Origin of the sequence: Dyadobacter crusticola DSM 16708 (genome assembly GCF_000701505.1) — a bacterium.
Lineage (GTDB): Bacteria > Bacteroidota > Bacteroidia > Cytophagales > Spirosomataceae > Dyadobacter > Dyadobacter crusticola.
The window spans coordinates 98,306-117,907 of the sequence record NZ_KL370786.1 but is presented as its reverse complement, the minus strand read 5'-3'; the positions used below and the strand labels follow the sequence as shown (position 1 = coordinate 117,907).

At 49.3% G+C, this 19,602-nt stretch carries 16 protein-coding genes; 6 read left to right on the top strand and 10 right to left on the bottom strand.

The window, feature by feature from the left end; all coding sequences use genetic code 11:
• Nucleotides 1–3: 3 nt before the first annotated feature.
• Nucleotides 4–633, bottom strand: a complete 630-nt coding sequence (locus Q369_RS0122475) for a response regulator (RefSeq protein WP_031529982.1) — start codon at nt 631–633, stop codon at nt 4–6.
• 150 nt (nt 634–783) lie between these two features.
• On the opposite strand from Q369_RS0122475, the gene Q369_RS0122470 reads away from it, so the two are divergent.
• Nucleotides 784–1,299, top strand: a complete 516-nt coding sequence (locus Q369_RS0122470) for a hypothetical protein (RefSeq protein ID WP_031529981.1) — start codon at nt 784–786, stop codon at nt 1,297–1,299.
• Between the two features lie 83 nt (nt 1,300–1,382).
• A complete protein-coding gene (locus Q369_RS0122465; RefSeq protein WP_031529980.1) occupies nt 1,383–1,997 on the top strand; it encodes a hypothetical protein in 615 nt (204 codons plus the stop codon).
• 36 nt (nt 1,998–2,033) lie between these two features.
• Here the strand turns inward: Q369_RS0122465 and Q369_RS0122460 are convergent, their stop codons facing one another.
• Together Q369_RS0122460 and Q369_RS0122455 are read right to left on the bottom strand one after the other, a co-directional pair.
• Nucleotides 2,034–2,516: a YidH family protein gene (locus Q369_RS0122460; RefSeq protein ID WP_229206924.1), complete on the bottom strand. Its 483-nt coding sequence runs from the start codon at nt 2,514–2,516 to the stop codon at nt 2,034–2,036.
• A gap of 91 nt (nt 2,517–2,607) precedes the next feature.
• Entirely contained in the window at nt 2,608–3,030 is a 423-nt protein-coding gene (locus Q369_RS0122455) for a PH domain-containing protein (RefSeq protein WP_169739282.1), read from the bottom strand.
• A 36-nt stretch (nt 3,031–3,066) separates the two neighbouring features.
• Here Q369_RS0122455 and Q369_RS0122450 point away from each other — a divergent pair, with 36 nt between their 5' ends.
• The 3 genes from Q369_RS0122450 to Q369_RS0122440 all read left to right on the top strand — a co-directional run bounded on the left by Q369_RS0122450 (nt 3,067) and on the right by Q369_RS0122440 (nt 4,859).
• Nucleotides 3,067–3,669, top strand: a complete 603-nt coding sequence (locus Q369_RS0122450) for a Crp/Fnr family transcriptional regulator (protein ID WP_229206923.1) — start codon at nt 3,067–3,069, stop codon at nt 3,667–3,669.
• Nucleotides 3,670–3,763: 94 nt separating this feature from the next.
• Entirely contained in the window at nt 3,764–4,153 is a 390-nt protein-coding gene (locus Q369_RS0122445; protein WP_031529976.1) for a RidA family protein, read from the top strand.
• 178 nt (nt 4,154–4,331) lie between these two features.
• The gene (locus Q369_RS0122440; RefSeq protein ID WP_031529975.1) at nt 4,332–4,859 is read left to right on the top strand and encodes a hypothetical protein; all 528 of its coding nucleotides are present in this window, start codon (nt 4,332–4,334) and stop codon (nt 4,857–4,859) included.
• Between the two features lie 132 nt (nt 4,860–4,991).
• On the opposite strand, the gene Q369_RS0122435 is transcribed toward Q369_RS0122440, so the two are convergent.
• The 7 genes from Q369_RS0122435 to Q369_RS0122405 all read right to left on the bottom strand — a co-directional run bounded on the left by Q369_RS0122435 (nt 4,992) and on the right by Q369_RS0122405 (nt 15,201).
• Nucleotides 4,992–6,023, bottom strand: coding sequence for an endo-1,4-beta-xylanase (locus tag Q369_RS0122435; protein WP_229206944.1), 1,032 nt, complete (start codon nt 6,021–6,023; stop codon nt 4,992–4,994).
• Between the two features lie 211 nt (nt 6,024–6,234).
• Nucleotides 6,235–8,169 carry an alpha/beta hydrolase-fold protein gene (locus Q369_RS0122430; RefSeq protein WP_031529973.1) on the bottom strand — a complete coding sequence of 645 codons (1,935 nt, stop codon included), beginning with the start codon at nt 8,167–8,169 and terminating at the stop codon, nt 6,235–6,237.
• 30 nt (nt 8,170–8,199) lie between these two features.
• A complete protein-coding gene (locus tag Q369_RS0122425) occupies nt 8,200–8,685 on the bottom strand; it encodes a VOC family protein (RefSeq protein ID WP_374754362.1) in 486 nt (161 codons plus the stop codon).
• Nucleotides 8,686–8,773: 88 nt separating this feature from the next.
• Nucleotides 8,774–10,462 carry a glycoside hydrolase family 43 protein gene (locus Q369_RS0122420; protein ID WP_031529971.1) on the bottom strand — a complete coding sequence of 563 codons (1,689 nt, stop codon included), beginning with the start codon at nt 10,460–10,462 and terminating at the stop codon, nt 8,774–8,776.
• Between the two features lie 23 nt (nt 10,463–10,485).
• A complete protein-coding gene (locus Q369_RS0122415; RefSeq protein WP_031529970.1) occupies nt 10,486–12,936 on the bottom strand; it encodes a glycoside hydrolase family 95 protein in 2,451 nt (816 codons plus the stop codon).
• 53 nt (nt 12,937–12,989) lie between these two features.
• The gene (locus tag Q369_RS0122410) at nt 12,990–14,078 is read right to left on the bottom strand and encodes a Gfo/Idh/MocA family protein (protein WP_031529969.1); all 1,089 of its coding nucleotides are present in this window, start codon (nt 14,076–14,078) and stop codon (nt 12,990–12,992) included.
• A gap of 106 nt (nt 14,079–14,184) precedes the next feature.
• Nucleotides 14,185–15,201: a glycoside hydrolase family 43 protein gene (locus tag Q369_RS0122405; protein ID WP_051664275.1), complete on the bottom strand. Its 1,017-nt coding sequence runs from the start codon at nt 15,199–15,201 to the stop codon at nt 14,185–14,187.
• A gap of 242 nt (nt 15,202–15,443) precedes the next feature.
• Between Q369_RS0122405 and Q369_RS0122400 the strand changes: the two genes are divergently transcribed.
• A complete protein-coding gene (locus Q369_RS0122400; RefSeq protein ID WP_084165823.1) occupies nt 15,444–19,550 on the top strand; it encodes a hybrid sensor histidine kinase/response regulator transcription factor in 4,107 nt (1,368 codons plus the stop codon).
• Nucleotides 19,551–19,602 lie beyond the last annotated feature (52 nt).

Below are 19,602 nucleotides of genomic sequence, written 5' to 3'. Positions count from 1 at the left end.
TTGCTACCGGTTTTTCAAAGCCTTCGCTACCGCCTCGCTTTTCGAATTGACTTGCAGCTTTTCGTAAATTTTCTTGATATGCGACCGCACGGTATCCAGTGAAATGAACAATTTGTCGGCGATGAGCTTGTAGCTGTAACCCTCCACCAGCAACTCAAGCACATCCTGCTCCCTTGCAGAAAGCTCAAAGTCCTGCTTCGGTCCGCGATGCGCGCCGGATACCATCCTGAGTACCTGGATCGCAATGGAGGACGTCATCGGCGCGCCTCCGTTCAATGCGTCGCCCAGGAATTCAATCAGTTTGCCGGGAGGCGTTTTTTTCAGGATATACCCTTCCGCACCTGCCTGTATTGCCTCGAATACGTGCTCATTATCGTCAAAAACCGTCAGCATGACCACTTTATTGGAGAGCCGGGCTGCCCTGAGCTGCTTCAAACCTTCGATACCACTGTGCGGGGGCATATCGATGTCCATCAGGATCAGGTCCGGATCGTGCGTTTTCACATCTTCGACGATGTTGCCATAATGCGGGAATGCAGCCGAAACATGGTAACCGGCTGTTCCGGCGATCAGCAGTTCCAGTCCTTCGCGTAGCTGCCGGTTGTCTTCGTAAATGAGGATATTAGATGCCATGGGGCAAATGTACGTGTCCGTCAAAATATTGCCACTCACATGTTCGTGTGAATTCAATTTGCGGTTGGATAATATCACATCTTTATGTGAATGCGCTGTGTTGGAGCTGATGGTACTTTTGCGGCATAAATCACAAATCATTTATTAGCCATGAAAATTACATTTAATCTGATTACGCTCGCCTTGCTGAGCCTGTTCGCCTGTCAGCAAAATGACGAACCCGCTTCCGGGAAAACGACGCTGAAACTTACATTTAACGGGGTGACCAGAGTTTACAGCGACGCAAGGTTTTCGGAGGGAAAACTCGGGTCCATTTCGTCGATCACCGTCAATGCAGGCTCTTCGGGAGCCGATTATCTCTCGCTGAGCGTTTATGGATCAGGAGCCGGAACGTACCCTTACAAACAAGATATGGCCGACTACCATGGAGTGAGCCAGGTGGAATACAAGATTAACGGCAAGCTGTTCAATAACTATTTTGCCAAAATCTGCCCGGCCGAATCCGGCTACTACTCTACGACGGGACAGATTAAGATCGACGAATATGTGGCAGGCAAGCGCGCTAAGGGCACTTTCACCGGCGCATTGCTGGATGCGCACAGCGAAGATGAATGCAACCCGTCGCCCAATTCATTCAGCGGGGAGTTTGATATCACTTTGCCCTGATCACCTTCGCGACGCATGCTGTGGAGTTTAATACAGCAAGTTTCGAATCTAATTCAATGTGAAAATTCATTTTTATTATAGCCATGAAAATTTCAGTATCCATTTTAAGTCTTCTTCTATTATTATCTGCTGTCAGCTGCAAGCAAAAAGATTCGGACCTGGGGCCGGACGGCGGGTCTGTCGATTACGGCAATTCACCCCGGACACCCGTTCCGGCCGAGCTGATATCCCCTACCAAGTACTGGCAATTTGGAATTTTGTCTGCGACCAACTTTTACGATTCCTACAATTCAACCTACAAAGACGGTGCGGGCGGCAGCTATATGTTTTATGATTTCAATGAAGATGGTACATATACCGCATTGCTGTACCTCAAAGCGACATCTTCGGCAGGCGAAACGCGCCAGGTGTGGACAGAGACAAAAGGCACAGTGGTAGTAGGTGAAACGACGCTCAGCAACAATGTCACATACAAGACGATCGAGCTCCACCCGGTAACCGGAACCGACCGTTGGGTGATCAATTATGGCAGCGAAACAAAGAAAGCGCTGACGCAGAAAGACTTTGATTCGAGAACCTTGTTCAAAGCCAAGTTTGCTTGTGAGCCTTTTGTAAATGAATATGGTGTCAAATGCCTGGACATGCTGAGGATTGATACAGACGACAAGGTGCTTTTCAACTTTCACGAAGAGAAGTAGGCAACCTGGACCTTCTGAGTGTATAACAAGAACCTGCTAAATACTTTTTGCCAGGTAAAATATTAAAAGCACGCTCACCAGGAAAATTACGCCGGTCATCAACTGGATCAGAAGGGACGATTGGTAGTATTGCCCTGCTTCCAGCTGTCGCTTGGTGCTGTGGTACCGCACATAAGAGAACAAGGTAGCCACAGCACCCAAGCCGACCAGGAGAATCCCGATTACCGGAGAGTAACCCGTAGATGGAGCCTCAGCCTGGTGCCCCAGCACAGCGGTAATCTGCCGGACAAAAAGCGAAAATTTGACTACTACAAAGCCAAAACCCATGATGCCGATACTGGTGCGGACCCAAGCCAGAAATGTGCGCTCGTTGGCGAGATGATCGTTTGGGTTCGGTTTTTTAGATTGCTGCTCCATTTTTAAATCGTTTCTCGGATTGGTAACAATTCTATCCCCCAAATTCAATGCCGTGGATACTTTTGTCACATTCTGAGATTGCCGGCCTTTCCTGACTTCCACAAAATTTGCTTTCCCTCCGCCACTGGCATCTTAGCATTATATCAAAACAGAAGAAGGTCTTATATCAGAATCAGGAATGTTGTTTTGCGGGCTACGGAACTTGAACATCAATATGTTCTGAAATCCTGAGAAGATCGGCGATGAAAGCGGTCCTGTCTTTGGGCGAGATGATAAGGCGGTCAAACCGGTTATATCTTAATTCTAATCTGTTTTGAGACAGAGCAGGAGCACTCAGCAAGCTTTTCGTTTCCGAGATTTTAGTAATTGATTTGACAGGTATTGTTTTATCCATCAGAAACCCGGATCTGATCCTGATCTGATCTCCTTTGATTTGATAATAAGTGTTGAAAAACAAGTGCAGAAAGAATGCAGCGATAACCGCTACGACCACAAAACCCGCCCAGCTTCCTTTCGAAATCACCAATATGCTGATGATCATCAGCAAACCCGACATTGAAACGGACAGCTCAGGTCCCAGTGCAGATTTATAGTTTTTTATAGGTAAATCTTCCATATTACCGCGCATTAAACTTTCAACCAATATACATAAATGAAGGATAACAGCGAGGCTGGCGAAAAAATGTGGGTAGCTCAATCGCTGCGGCAGCATATCGAAAAGCTGCTGCCCTTGACGGACGAGGAATTTGCATTCGTTGAGAAGCATTTTGTTTACCGTAAGTTTAAAAAGCACCAGTTTATGGTGCAGAAGGGAGAGCTGGTACCATATAACTATTTTTTGCTTTCGGGGCTTACGAAGCTGGTGTATACTGACGAAGAAACCGACAAACAGTACATTCTCGCCTTCGCGATGGAAGATTGGTGGGACAATGATTTTGAAGCCTATTACAATCGCACAAAGGCCACGCTTTCCATGGAGTGTCTTGAAGATACGGAAGCATTGTGTTTGTCGCTGGACAATTTCAATGCATTACGCGCCGGTCTGCCCAAGATTGATCATTTTTTTCTGGAAAAAGTAATGGCCGGCTTTCTTGCGGGCCAGCGCCGTATTCTTTCTTTAATGACGTCCAGCGCCCAGGAGCGCTATCAGCAGTTTGTCCAAAAGCATCCTGCATTGCTGCAGCGCCTCCCCAAGACGCAACTTGCTGCTTACCTGGGTGTTTCTCGCGAGACGCTCAGCAGGCTGGACCTGTAATGTGACTTACCGCACACCAAAGTCGTGATGTAGGTCACGGGATGGTTTTCGATGTGATCGCTAGGTTTGCACCGGAAATCAAACAAGCTTTAAAATGGAAAAAACGATCATTAACCCTTGGAAATGGCAGGACGAACGCTCCTACAACCAGGGCGTGGAAGTAAAGCACGCTGAAAGCACCTTATACTGCGCAGGACAGGCAGCAGTGCACCCCGACGGAACATCGAGCGATGCAGATATGCGCACCCAGCTGCTCCTGGCTATCCACAATCTCGAACAGGTAGTAAGCCAGGCCGGATACGAACTCAAAAACATCGCGCGCCTGAATGTATACACAACTAACCACCCCGAATTTTTCTCGGTTTTCGACACATTCGCAGCGTGGATCGCCAAGAATGAAATCAAGCAAGTTTCAACGGTAGTCGAAGTAAAAACACTTTTTGAAACGCTCTGCGTGGAGTTGGAAGCAACACTCGTGAAGTAAACCGCAGTCAGGTATCAAAGCAAAGGGGCAACCGCGTCAACCCAGTTGCCCCTCCTTGATTCGTCCTTGATCATGCATTTCAACACTTATATGCGCTTTCCGGCAATCTGAAAAGTGGGGAAGTACTGCTGGAACGGTAATTGATAAGGCTTATGTATTCATCAACATCATACTTATCATGAAGAAGTTAACAACAGGAATCGCCGCATTAATGCTCTTAGCAGGCGGAACGCTTTACGCACAAAGCACAACCAATCAGACTACGCCGAAACAGGGAACCAGCACCACAACCCAGCAGGGAAGCTCCACTTCGGGAACGCAAAACAACAGCACTACTAATAACGCCATCAATCCTACCGGACAGCGTAATACTAACCAGGACAACATTCCGGCGACGCAGAGCAACAGCAGCACGCAGGACAACGCTGCGACGGGAACTCAGAACAACAGCACTACAAACAACGCCATCAATCCCACAGGACAGCAGAATGGCAGCCCTTTCAATACCAATCCCGCCACGCAAAGCAACAGCAATACGCAGGGAACCGGCACTACCGGAAGTCAGTCGACCACATCCGGCGTGGATGCTGACAAAAGCACTCTGACTGAAAGCGCCGGAAACAACAATGCAGGAACATCCGATATGTCAGATAAGAGCAGTAAGAAGAAGCGCAAAGACAAGAAAAGCAATTCTGATCCGAATTGATCTCGCGACAAAAAGAGCAAAAATAACCCCGGCCGGGAATGGTCGGGGTTATTTTTTGTGCGGGGTAATTAAGTGTGCCTATTTAAAACTGGCAATGTACTTTGAAGTAAAAAACAAGTCTGACAAACAAACCTAAAAATTCACAACCTGCTCAAATGCAGCTTTCGGCTGGTAATTTTGGTCAAAAAGCAATGGATAATCCTTGCGGTTCGGTACCGGAAAATTGTCTAGCCAGGTGGTTTTATCCGATACATTCCAGAAAGTGACGCCCGTTAATGTGCCTTTGTATTTTCTGAAAACATCAAACAGCATTTTGTACTGGGCGGTCTGTCTCGTGATCATCTCGGGCGTCAGTTCGCCTTTGTCCGTCTCTTTTTTAGCGCGCCTTTCGTGTTCTTTCGGGTGAACGGAAACGTCCAATTCCGTAATCTGAACTTCCAGTCCCAGGCTGGCAAATTGGGAGATCGACTTTTCCAGTTCCGCCTGAGTCGGCTCATAAATTGACCAGTGTCCTTGCAAACCAACGCCGTGGACAGGTACATTCTTTGCTTTCAGTTTTTTTAAGAGCTGAAATATCTTTTCACGTTTCTTGGCGCTTTCGGTATTATAATCATTGTAAAACAACTTTGCATTCGGGTCCGCGGCGTGGGCGTATTCAAATGCTTTTTCTATGTAATCCTCCCCGATAATCTCGTAAAACTTGGACTTCCGGTAAATGCTTTCGCTCGTATCGGGCACAGCTTCATTCACCACATCCCACGCGTAGATCTTTCCTTTATAGCGTCCCGCCACTGCATTGATATGCTGCTTCAGGCGATCGAGCAGTACTTCTCTCGTAACCTGTCTCCCTTCCTGATCTGTAAACAACCAGCGGGGCGTCTGGTTATGCCAGCATAGCGTATGCCCGCGGATTTTCAATCCATTCTTTTCTGCAAATGCCACGATCGCGTCTGCATCCTGCCAGTTGTAGCGGTTTTCTTCGGGATGGATCGGCCCCATTTTCATTGCATTCTCGGGTGTAACGCTGCTGAATTGTTTAACAATCAACTCAGCATCCGGCCCCGTCAGCCCTCGGTGCGAAACTGCCACCCCAACCGGGAAGTAATCCTTGTAAGCCTCCTTCAAAGTCTTCTGCGCCAACGCATCGTTTTGGTTCAAAAGCATAAAAGCGAAACCAAGTCCGCAAAGTAAGTTGCTGGTCATTGTTGATCTTTTCATAGTTTGGTTTGTTTGAGGCTATTAGCTGTTAGCTATTAGCTTTTTTTAAAGTACAATGCTCTGTGACACTGAGCGCACAAGCCGCCAGGCGACAAAAAATGCAAACGGCAAACAGCAAACGGTTAACAGCTAACAGCTAACAGCCAAAAGCCGACTGCTACCTAAACACCACCTGCGCAAACCCGTGCAAATCGTGCCGCCACACTGGCCACGTATGTCCCCCGCGATACTCGCTGTACTGGTACTTGATCCCGAGTTCATCGTATTTCGAAAGCATGATCTTGCAGTTTTTGTAAGCAATATCTTCCTCTCCGCCCATCGAAATCCAGAAGTTTTTCAGATTGCCGTTGATCGTCTTCGCATTGTCTCTCGCAAACTGGTAATGCGGGCCTGATAATGCATCATTATTGGCAAACCAGCCCGAGCTGAAAACGCCCAGCGACGAGAACATATCGGTATTTTTAACCCCAGCATACAAGGTTTGTATCCCGCCCATCGACAAGCCAGCCAGTGCCCGGTGCGCAGCGTCGGCCTGCACGCGGAAAGTGCTTTCGACAAAAGGAATGGCGCCTTGTTTCAATTCACTTTCGAAAGCTTTGAGAAAACCATCACCCGCCGTGGCCATACTGCCCGGTCCCATCGGACTGCCCTGGTTTCCATCGAGCATCGCGATAATCATCGGTTTCGCTTTTCCTTCCGCGATCAGGTTGTCGAGGATCAGGTTCGTTTTGCCCTGCATTGCCCAGCCCCGCTGGTCTTCACCGCCGCCGTGCAGCAGGTATAATACGGGATACTTTTCGGTAGACTGGTCGTAGCCCGGCGGGGTGTACACATACATTTCGCGCCATGTATTGCTGCCTTTCGACAGGTACTTTTTAATGCGGATATCACCATGCGGCACGTCGCGCATGGCATAGTACCCGCCGTCACGGAAAGGAATTTCAATGCCGCTCGCCATTCGCCCCATCCCGTAAAACGTTTCACTCGCCGGGTCAGCCAGCGCGACGCCGTCGATCAGCAGGGAATAGTAATGAAAACCCTCGCCAATGGAATCCGTCGTAACCGACCAGAAGCCCGCAGTATCTTTAACCATATCATACTTTTTACCCAAATCCACCTGTACTTTCTGCGCATTGGGCGCTTTGGTGAGGAATACCACGCGGTTGTCAGGTAAAATCTGCGGGTACTGCGCATTGCGGATATTGGTAGAAGCAGGCGTGCCCAGAATGGTGTACTTCGGCAAAGAAGCGACGTCGACAGGTTTGAACAAAAACTGTGAAAATAGGTACAGCCCATTCTTCCAAACCTTAAAATCATGTACGCCCGGCTCTATGTAGTACACGTGCGGCACATTGTTTTCAAAAAGGTAATCATGCGTGCGTTTGCTGAATGTGATCAGCCGATCATTATCGCCGCAAGAAATAAAGAGCAGTTTCAATTTCTTTTTCGCCTCTTCCGGATTCGGCATCAGCTCCTCGGGCTTCTTGGTATTAGGAGCAGAAGAAAACCCACCCACCCAGGCAAATTGATCCAGGTTACCCAGTCCAAAGTTCAACGACTGCCCGCCGCCCATCGACAAGCCAGCGATTGCGCGGTGTTCACGGTCGGTGAGTACCGGGTACTTTTTCTCGATGAACGGGATCAGATCGGTGAGCAGATCTTTTTCGAAGGTTGCAAAAGCCTCCACTTTGTCTGGCGCCATGATATTGCCCGTCGCGCGGTCGTCTTTCATGGCGCGTCCATTCGGCATCACCACGATCATCGGTTCGATCTTCTTTTCGGCTAACAAATTATCCAGGATCAGCTGCGGGTTGCCGCCTTTCAGCCATTCTTTTTCATCGCCGCCAATGCCGTGCAGAAGATATAGTACCGGGTATTTTTTCTTCTTATTAAAACCCGGCGGCTTGTATACCAGCGCTTTACGCTTGTTCCCAACCGTTTTCGAATCATACTGAACCGTATCAATCTTCCCCGCTGCAACCCCGGCCTGCGCCGTATCGTAACCTTTGGGCATTTCCTTCGAAATCTGCTGCGCCTGGCCCGCGGCAGCCAGCAGCACGAGGCACATTAGAATGGATAAAAGTCGTTTCATGGGTTTGGAAGTTAGCTTATTGATGATCTATTATTCGAGAGGCCCGATCAGTTCCACAAATGTGCCGTCCGGATCCTGAACCAGGACGAAGTGCGAATCCTTGGTCAGCGGCGTAGGTGTGCTTCCAAGGAAAGTCACATTCTGCGCTTTCAGTCTTGCAATGATGGGCTTCAAGGATTTAACCTGGATGGTGATGTACTGCGGACCTGTGTCATCCTGGATGAATTTCGACTTGGGATGATTTGCTTTTTTACCAAAACTCATCAATTTCCAATCCGTGCCTTCGGGGCTGTTTTCCAGTTTCAGAATATTGACCTCGACGGCTTCACCGCCTGTTAAGCCGCCCCTTTTTCCAAATTCTGCATTGATCGTAAAATTGCCGGTTTTCACCATGCCGATCCCATTGACATAAAACTCCATAGAACGCTCCATGTCACTTACTACAACCCCCACACCGATGGTTTTGCTGGTAAAGTTGGACTGGGCGTGAGACTTCGTACCGGCGAGCAGCAGCATCAAAAACAGGAACAATACGGATACTGACTTTTGCATATGATTTGAATGATAGAAATGAATTTGAAACAATTGATAATCTTGCTGAACTTTACTTTGAAACCTTCCCGAACATGGGATCATTTCCGGTGTATTTCAGGTATTTGAATGCGGCTGAGTTGGTGGTTGGTTCCCCGGATGAAGTGGCGTACATGCCAAACAAACAGCCGATAAATCCTCCCGCTTGTTTGGTACTCAGGAACTTGGCGTCGAGCTTGTCTTTGAGCAGCTGCCAGGAATTACCTTTGGAAAAGTAAAAACTGTAAGTTCCGCCCTCGGCCACAATGCGCAGCTTCACCGCCGCAGCCACATTCGCAAGCGGCATTTGAGCAACCAGCTCCATTCCTTTGTCCTTCGGGTTACTTTTAAAAAGCTGGATCACAGGTTTGTTTTGGTCCACGGATTTGCTGATCAGGTAGAAATGGCGCTCGTCCTGGAAAATCGTCAGGCCCGCTTTCTCTTGTTCCGATCGCGCCGAAAAGTTCAGCTCGGTTTCGGCCGTGCAGTACAAATGCTGCTGGCGCTTGCCGATGAATGAAGGGTTACCCAGGTCCATGATGGTTTCGGGCTTCAATTTGAGCGTCAGCCCGTTTTTCGCAGAAAGTGAAAAAGAGCTGCTGTCGACTGTCCGCATGAAGAGCAATGCCGGATCCAATGATTTCTCAAAAGTGAGGTTATAGCTGAAATTCCCGGCCTGCGGACGTGCGCCCGGCTGTTTCACCTCTGCAAATGCAGCTTTGTATTGATACTGGATTTCTTTGGTATCCGGGTTAATGATCGGCCACTCGTCTTTCCAGGTCACCGGCGCAATGAAAGTTTCGCGGCCTGTATTGTAATAATCTCCTTCATAAGGTCTCACTGCCAGAAAAATGGCGTACGTTTTACCATCCGGCCCGTCCACAAACTGGGCGTGGCCCGCGGAGGTAACCGGGTGTTTGCGGTCTTCGGGCAGGTCTTTTTGGGTCAAAATGGGATTGTTCTCGTAAGGAACATAAGGTCCCCAGACAGACTTACTGCGAAAAACCACCTCGGTATGGTCCACAGAAGTGCCGCCTTCGGCCGCATACAGATAGTACCAGCCAAAGCGCTTCATAATGTGCGGCGCCTCGATCCAGACCGGCTTTTTACTGAGATCCACCCCGCCATTGACCAGCTGCTTCTCCACTCCGATCACCTTCAATGTCACCGGGTCCATTTCATAGATGCGGATCGTGCGGTGTCCCGGATACAGCGGTTTGTGGTCGGGTGCGTCGCTGTTGTAAACGATATAGGCTTTATTATCCTCATCAAAAAACAGCGAGGGATCAATCCCGCGGACTTGCGGAATGCGTACCGGATCGCTCCACGGGCCAGCCGGGTTTTTAGCAGTTACTACAAAATTCCCGTCATGGTCAATGTCGGTGCAGGTGACGTAAAAGGTGCCGTTATGATAGCTGATCGCTGGCGCGAAAAGTCCGCGCGTCAGCTTCTCTCCCATGAAATCCATTTGCGCCGGCCGGTCAATCACATTACCGATCTGCTTCCAGTTTTTAAGGTCCTGGCTATGAAAAACAGGGATACCTGGGAAATAAGAGAACGTTGAATTTACCAGATAATAATCCTTGCCGACCTGTACCACACTCGGGTCGGGATAAAAGCCGGTCAGTATCGGATTCACCAAAGTAATGGACTGCGCCGAAGCGGCTTGCAATGCCGCAAGGCAAAAGCAGGTAAAGACAGTCCTGAGAAAAAGCCTGTACATATTGATCAGCAGGTAAAAAGGGGTTATTGGGCTATAAACGAATACACTTTTCCCGGCCTCGTCGGCAAATCGTAGAGCAGTGTTTCTTTCAATGTAGATGGTTCCTTGTTTGCTTTTGGAGAAATAACCGGCGGCGCTGTTTTTTCGGTTTGGTAAAATGCATTCGTATTCTCTCCGGAAGCCTCTTTCAATGTTCCGTCTGCGAGTTTCAATGCATTGGGAACCCGCAACCGGAGGTTACCACCCAGCTTCGAGCGGATTTCCACTTTCGTCAGTTTCGACCCGCTCCATTGCATGCTGACCAGCTCAAAACCGCCCCGCGCCAGCAGCCCGCCTATGCTGCCTTCCTTCCAGACATCTGGCAAAGCAGGCAGCAAGTGAACCGCACCGTCGGCACTTTGCATGAGCATTTCCGTAATCCCGGAAGTACAGCCGAAATTTCCATCGATCTGAAACGGCGGGTGTGCATCGAAAAGGTTATTGTAAGTTCCTCCGCCGCGATTGCTCGGTGGTGTCAATTGGTCCTGGATCAACTTAAATGCATGATTTCCATCCTGTAACCTCGCCCACCAGTTCACTTTCCAGCCCATGCTCCAACCGGTGGATACGTCGCCCCGGTGCGTCAATGTGGTGCGCGCGGCAGCAAAAAGTTCGGGGGTACGGTACGCTGAAATCTGTGTCGCCGGGAACAATCCGTACAAATGCGACACGTGGCGGTGATCATCCTTAGGATCGTCCACATCGTCGAGCCACTCCTGCAACTGACCGTACTGGCCTACGTGCATCGGAGGCAGCTGCTTGCGCTTCTGGCGAAGTGTATCGGTGAATGCAGCATCTTTTTTCAGGATCTCCGCCGCTTTAATAGCGGAGCTGAACACATCAAATGCGATCTGATTGTCCATTGTGGTACCCGCATCCAGCGAAGAGCCTTCATGCGCTGCGGGTGCATTCTCTGGCGAGCTGCCCGGGTTGGTCACCAGCCGGTGGTATTTCGGATGTTCGATCAGGTAATCGGTGTAAAACATAGCCGAACCTTTCAGGATCGGGTAAATCTTGGCGAGAAACTTTTTATCGCCGGTATACAGGTAATGCTCCCACAAATGCTGGCTCGTCCAACCGCCGCCCGCGATCCACATACCCCAGAACGCCCCGTCGATCGCGCCGGTTGCCCGCCAGATATCCGTGTTGTGATGCGCCATCCAGCCCCGCGCGCCGTACATGACCCTCGCCGTTTCCTGACCAGTCTCCGACAATTCGCTCACCATCTTAAGAAAAGGCTCATGCAGCTCCGACAAATTCGTCTTCTCCGCCGGCCAGTAATTCATCTGTGCATTGATGTTGATCGTGTACTTACTATCCCAGGGCGGCATCATTTTATTGTTCCAGATTCCCTGCAGGTTGGCAGGCTGTCCGCCCGGCTGCGAGCTGGAAATCAGCAGATAACGTCCGTACTGGTAATACAGTGTCACCAATGCAGGATCATTCACATTGCGAAAGTTTTTCAGTCGCTCGTCAATCGGCAGGTTCGCAGCATCACTGGTACCGAGGTCAAGCTTTACGCGGTTAAAATACTTCTGATAAGCCGCGACATGTTGTTTCAGAAGCGCGTCCCAGGATTTAGTATAGGCTTTATCTAAATAACCTTTGGCCAAAGCATTCTCATCCCCGCTCACTACCTGGTAATTCGTGAAATTCGTGGCAAGCGAAATGAAGATAACGGCCGCATTTGCATCCTTAACCACAAGCGCAGTATCGTTTGCAGAGACACTGCCGCCTTCGTTTTTGATACGCGTAATCGTTTTGAACTTTACTACCCCCGGAACCCCCTCATGATCCGCGGCCCTCGCTGCCAGCGTCAATTCCTTTGCCGAGGTAACCTTCACTTCCGGCTGTTTGTGCAGCGACGAATAGGAAGCTGAAAAATTCAGCTTCCCTGGCTCGTCGGCAGTCAGCCGCATGACGATCACCTGATCGGGAAAAGAAGCCAGTACTTCGCGGGTGAATGTTACGCCGTCTACTTTGTAGGTTGTTTTGGCAACAGCCCGCTCGATGTCCAGCTCGCGGTAATAATCCTCATATTGATCCTGACCATTAAAATGCAAATGCAGCTCCCCGGCAGGCTGGAACATTTGCCCGTGCGATTTTTTTGTAATAATCGCCTGGTTAGCCAGCTTCTCTGCCTCTTTTTGTTTTCCGTCAAAAATCAGTTTGCGTATCTCCGGCAATGCAGCCAATGCAGCGGGATTATCATTTCTGTTCGGCCCGCCAGACCATAGTGTGCCTTCATTCAGCTGTATCCTTTCCTCTGCCACATTACCATACACCATCCCTCCCAGCCTGCCATTACCCACCGGCAACGCATTCTCCCAGGTTTTACCGGAAGGCGTGTTGTACCAAAGTTTTAGAAGCTTCTGCTGAGAGAAAGCAGAACTTGAAATAAGCAGCAGAAAAGAAAAAAGAATACTAAACTTCATAAATGGGAAATACTGATTTGCACGAAAAGACAATGTGGAGACCGGTTCACGAATTATATTTTAACAGTCTTCCCGGAAGCTACCGACTTGTAAATCGCCTCCACAACCCGGATATCGCGCAAACCTTCTTCTCCCGGCGCGATCAGGTCCGTATTGTTCATGATCGCAAGGCAGTCTTCGTCCATTTGTTTCGCCTGCTGACTTTTGATCGGGAAATTGATTACGGTACCATCCGACATGCTGCCTTTATTTCCATTGTACCCCGACTGTGGCTCCATTTTCAGCCAGCCCTTTTCGTAGTTGACCTGCAAATAGTTCATATTAATGCCGAAGCTCGTCTGGCAGGCCGCACGCGCACCGCTCGGGAAATCCAGCATAAACATCATCGTTTCTTCGACTTCTTTATAAATGTCCGGCCGCGTGGTTGAAGCCTGCGCAATTACGCTGATCGGCTCTTCGCCTGTTGCGAGTCGCGCGCCCTGCAATGCATACACGCCCATATCACCCATTACGCCACCACCCAGCGACTTCTTTTGTTTCCAGTGATCGGTACGCGCGTCGAAATACCCGGCTGCGCTGTTCACCATTTTCACTTTACCGAACTTCTGGTCTTTGGCCACTTTCATATAAGCCTGGATATTTGGGTCGTGCTGGCAGCGGTACCCGATCGCGAGCTTCACCTTATTGCTTTTGCAAGCACTGATCATCGCTTCACAATCTGCCACCGAAGGCGCCATTGGTTTCTCGCAAAAAACATGTTTTCCAGCCTTTGCAGCACGAACAACAAACTCGCGGTGCATGGAAGGCGGCAGTACCACGTACACAATGTCAATGTCCGGGTTGTCGGCGATCTTGTCGAAATTCTGGTAGCTGTAAATGTTCTTTTCCGGGATGTTGTACTTGGTCTTCCAGGTCTCAGCTTTGGACGGTGTGCCCGTCACAATGCCGGCCAGGTAACATTTCTCGGTCATTTGCAGCGCAGGTGCTAGCAGGTCTGTGCTGTAATAGCCCAGGCCGACGAGCGCGATGCCAAGTTTATCTTTTTTCGGGTTGGTCGAAGCGAAAAGCGGGTTGCCAGAAAATAGCGTTGCCGCTCCCGCTAGTGACAATGTGGACAGGAAATCACGTCTTTCGATTAACATAGCAGATTGAATTGAGCTTTTTAAGAATTTGTTGGCAAGCATGTACGATAGCACTTTTTACAAAAGCCCGCTGCCCCGCCGATCTCGCGTGCAAAACCAGAAATTTTCAGGGTTCTATCGTCCGGATCGAACCGTCTTTTTCCCGTAACAGCTCCCGCACCTTGATATTGCGCAAATGCGTTTTGCCGGATAAAGCAGCATCGTGGTAGTAGATATACCATTTACCTTTGAACTCAACAATGGAATGGTGCGTGGTCCAGCCTTCAACGGGCTTCATAATCACCCCTTTGTAAGTAAATGGACCGTAAGGTGAGCTGCCTTCGGCGTAGCAAAGCAAATGCGTGTCGCCCGTGGAGTACGAGAAATAATATTTACCATTGAACTTGTGCATCCAGGCGCCTTCAAAAAAACGACGATCGTTATCACCTGCCAAAAGCGGCTTTCCGTTCTCATCGAGGATCTGCACATCGCGCAGCGGCTCTTCGAACGTCAGCATATCCTTGCTCATTTTCGCCACTTTGGCACTCAGCGCAGGCTCGTTTTCGTGGCCTTTGCCTAAATCAGTCGATAAACTTTTATCATACGCTCCTGTGTGCCAGCGCTGCAGCTGCCCGCCCCATATCCCGCCGAGATACATATAGGTAGTCCCATCGGTATCCGTAAAAACAGCCGGGTCGATGCTGTAACTGCCCGGGATCGGCTCGGGCTGTGCTTTGAATGGTCCTGTCGGCGATTTGCTCGTCGCAACACCAATCCTGAAAACGTCTTGTTTGTCTTTGGCAGGGAAATACAGGTAGTAAGTTCCGTTTTTAAATGCCGCATCCGGCGCCCACAACTGCCGGCCTGCCCAGGGAATATCCTTCAAATCCAATGCAACCCCGTGGTCAGTAACCTTGCCGGTCGGACTGTCCATTGAATAAACATGGTAGTCGCGCATATTGAAATGTCCGCCTTCGTCGTCCTGCGGTACGTTGGCTTCAATGTCGTGCGAGGGATAGATGTAGATCTTTCCATTGAAAACATGCGCAGACGGATCTGCGGTGTACAAATCGGTAACCAGCGGCTTGATTTTCGCGGAAGCGTTTTGTGCGTCGGCTGGGTTCAGGTACGCGCCGGACAGCATCAGGCCGAGCGCCAAAGATCTTTTTAACATATTATTTGTCAAAGTGACAATATATTTTTCAGTCATAGTACTTCTATTACAGGGATTGAAAACCCATCATTTTTCCGATTAATTTTTTAATTTATCAATGAGCAAATGTAGGCCTTAGCGTTTGTATTGTTGAACACATTTGTTGAAAGTAATATCACAAATGTTCAAAAAAGGTCATTCTACCGCTATTTAGGCCATAAATAATCAGTGCCATGTCGAAATTATATGCCTGTATAATTATTTCTCTTGCCGCCTTCCTGTTTTCGATGGTGCAGGTGAATGCAAATGGTCCGCAGCTGAATTTCACCGCGCTCACTTCGGCAGACGGTTTGTCCTCAAACACCGTTCACACCATTCTTAAAGATCGCCACGGATTACTTTGGTTCGGGACAGATGACGGGCTGAACAAATATGACGGGACAGAATTTACTGTTTACCGGAACGATGGCGCGAACCCGGCCAGCATCGCCTCCAATGATATCACTTCCCTGCACGAAGACAAGGCAGGACGGATCTGGGTAGGTACAATTCAGGGGGCGCTTAATTTGTATAACAGGAAAAAGGACGCGTTCAAACGCATTTGTGTGAATGAAAGTGTCTCGGCGATCACAAGCGATCCCACTGGCAAGTTGTGGGTTGGTACCATTGAAGGACTGGTGTGGGTTGACCCGGTCACATTCAAGCTCACACGCATGAGCCAGCGCGCCGACGTTCCCGCTGAGATCAGGAATCAGCTCGTTTTAAGCCTCTACAAGGACCATGCAGGTCAAATGTGGGTCGGTACCGCTAACGGTTTGTTCGTTTATAATTTCAAGACAGACCGTTTTCGAAAAATCTCTCATGCATCCGTGGATCACAGTCAGATCAAAGCGCTTTACGGCGATCGGCTGGGACATATCTGGGTGGGTACATTTAATGGTTTGTATAAACTGGCATCAGACGGAAAACTGCTTCAATCCTATCAATACCAGGCCGATAACGAAGAGACGATCAGCAGCAACATGATCTACGCCGTGGCTGCGGAAGGCCCCGAAACAATTTTAATATGCACCGACGGCGGATTGAACGTGATGAACACCGGGACGGGAAAAGTAACCCGCTACGCACCCGACGCACGCAATCCGTACAGCCTGACCAATAAGTCGGTCCGCAGCATTCTCATTGATGACAGGGGGATATTCTGGCTGGGTACCTACAAAGGCGGTGTCAACAAGTTTGATAAAAACCTCACAATCTTCGGCTTAAAAAACTCAGACACTTACGACCCTTACGGACTGACTGCGCCGTTCGTGACTGCATTCGCCGAGAAAGAAAACGGCGATCTGTTTGTCGGTACCGACGGCGGCGGATTAAACCTGTATCACCGCAAAACAAGCCTGTTCACCAGAGTCCCGCTGCTGCCTAAAAACAAACTGGCCACTTCGGGCCTCGCGGTTTTATCGCTTGAAGCAGCCCGCGACAAGTTGTGGATCGGTACGTTCCAGGACGGACTTTTTCAGTTGGACATTGCCACGGGAAGGTACCAGCAGTTTACGTGGACAGCGGACGAATCCTCGCTCGGCAACAATGATATTTTTTGTTTGAAAGCCGATCGGACCGGGAAGCTCTGGATCGGTACGAACGGCGGCGGCGTGAATGTATTTGATCCGCAGACACAAAAGTTCGTCAGACTTTTTGATGAAAGAACGCCGGTTGCAAAGCGCCCCATTCCGCTGAACGGATACATCCGGGACATCTTACAAGACCGGAATGGCAACATCTGGATCGGCTCACACGGAACAGGGCTGGCAATTTTTGATCCTGAACAAAATAAGTCCATTCATTACGACAAACTGAACAGTACGCTGCCGGGTAACAATGTGCTGTCGCTCTTTGAAGATAGTAAAGGACATATCTGGGTGGGCACCGGTGGTGAGGGTTTGGCGAAGTACAATCCGGAAACGCGTCGTTTTTCGATTTTTGGTCAAAAACAGGGACTTATCAGCGGAGTAATCAACAAAATACTGGAAGATGCGCAGGGGCGGATCTGGGTAAGTACCAATCAGGGGCTGAGTTACCTGGACCAGACTTCGAAAAGGTTCATCAACTACACGCAGCACAATGGGCTGCAAGACAATACATTCGTTTTGGGGGCCGGTATCCGGACGCGCGACAATCAGTTGTTTTTCGGCGGGATTCGTGGCTTCAACTATCTCGATACCCGCTTGCTCAGGCAGAACAGCAACCGGATTCCGGTGATTTTGAAAGAACTCCGCGTAGGCAACAAGTCCATTACACCCGCTGACTCGAATATTCTTGCCGAACACATTTCAGTAGCAAAATCCATTCAATTAGACTACAAACAAAATTTTACCCTCACCTACGCGGCACTTAATTTCTCCGACGCTACGCAAACCATGTACCGCCACCGCCTGATTGGTTTTGACGATGAATGGCATTATGCGGGACTCGCTAAAACAGCCGGCTATACCAACCTTAATCCGGGAACTTACCGGTTTGAAGTACAGGCAAAAAACCAGAACGGTACCTGGAATGCACCTGGTACCTCGCTCCAAATTGTGGTTGAGCCTCCATTTTATATGACTGTTTACGCCTATATATTTTATATTTTAATTCTCGCTGGCCTGGTGCTGCTGATGCGGCACAGAGGTATTCGGAAGCTTAAAAAGAAGTTCAGGCAGGAAGAACTGGAAACAGAAGCCAGACGAAAAAGAGAGCTGGATGAAATGAAAATCAAGTTTCTGACTAACCTCAGCCATGAATTCAGGACACCAATTTCACTCATACTCGCGCCACTGGACCACCTGGTGAACCGCGGCCCGGAAGCCGAAAATACGCCGCATTTGCAGGGAATTCGGCGCAACGCGAAGCGGCTGCTCAACCTGGTCGACCAGCTGCTCGATTTCAAGAACCTCCAACAACACGAATCACAACTTGAAACCACGCCGGGCGAGATCGTTTCTTTCGTTTGCGAAACGGCCGAGTCATTCCGGTATCTGTCGCAAGCCAAAGGAATTGAGTTTGTAGTAACACATGAGATTGGTAGCCTGGAAATGGATTTCGACGCCAACAAAGTGGAACGCATTGTCCTGAACCTGCTGTCGAATGCATTCAAACACACTCCGAGGGGCGGGAATGTGACTCTCCTGATGTCAGAACACGCGAGGGCCGGCTGGGACCGGTGGCTGAGTATCATCATTTCAGATACCGGAGTGGGCATTCCGGCAGACAAACTTGAAAAGATCTTTGAGCGGTTTTATCAAAACGATTCGTCGACGGTCTTAAACCAGGGAAGCGGGATCGGCTTGTCGATCGTCAGGGAGTTTGTGCAAATGCATGGTGGGTTTATCAAAGTGAAGAGCACACCCGGGGAGGGAAGCACATTTACTGTAGAACTGCCTTGTAAAAATTTCAATGCATCCGCGTCGAGGGAAATAATAGTACCTGCTTCGGATGCAGATCTGCTGCGCGAGCCCGCAGCGCTTACTTCGCCTGAAATACCAAAGTTGCTGCCGGATATGCCGGCCGACATTCTGATCATCGAGGACGATGACGAGTTCAGGCATTATCTGAAAAGTAATCTGGAAATCAATTACAAGATCATTGAAGCGGCGAATGGCTTCGAGGGCTGGCAAAAAGCGCTTGCACAGCACCCACAGATAATCATCAGCGACATCGCCATGCCCGAAATGGACGGAATCCAGCTGAGCCGCAAGCTTAAATCCGACAAACGGACCGCGCACATCCCCGTGATCCTGCTTACTGCTTCTACCGGCGAGGAGCACGAGCTGCGCGGATTGAGCTCCGGGGCAAATGATTACCTCACCAAACCTTTCAACTTCGACATTTTAAATGCGAAGATCAACAACCTGCTCCTGCTGAACAGGCTCCTGAAAAGCACATATTCCAAGCAGATCGATATTATCAGGCCCGAACCTGAGATTGTTTCAGGAAATCAAAAGCTGCTGAAAAGTATCCTCACCTACATTGACGATAACCTGACCAACAGCGCAGAGCTCGGCGTTGAAAAAATGAGTAAGCAGCTGGGAATGAGTCGCGGGACTTTATATAGTAAACTGTTGGAAATGACGGGACAAACGCCCATTGAATTTATCAAAACCATCAAACTCGAAAAAGCAGCTTTGCTAGCAGAGAAGAGTGACCTCAACGTTTCTCAAATCTCTTATGCCGCCGGATTCGCGTCGCCCAACTACTTTACCAAATCCTTTAAGGCAAAATTCGGTATGCTGCCTTCCGAATACATCCAATCCAGGCGAAAACCGCTTCCAGCTACATCCGGCGATTCAGCACTTTTGTGAGAATTACTATAACAAATGTTCAATTTGATCAACATATAGTGACATAGGATAG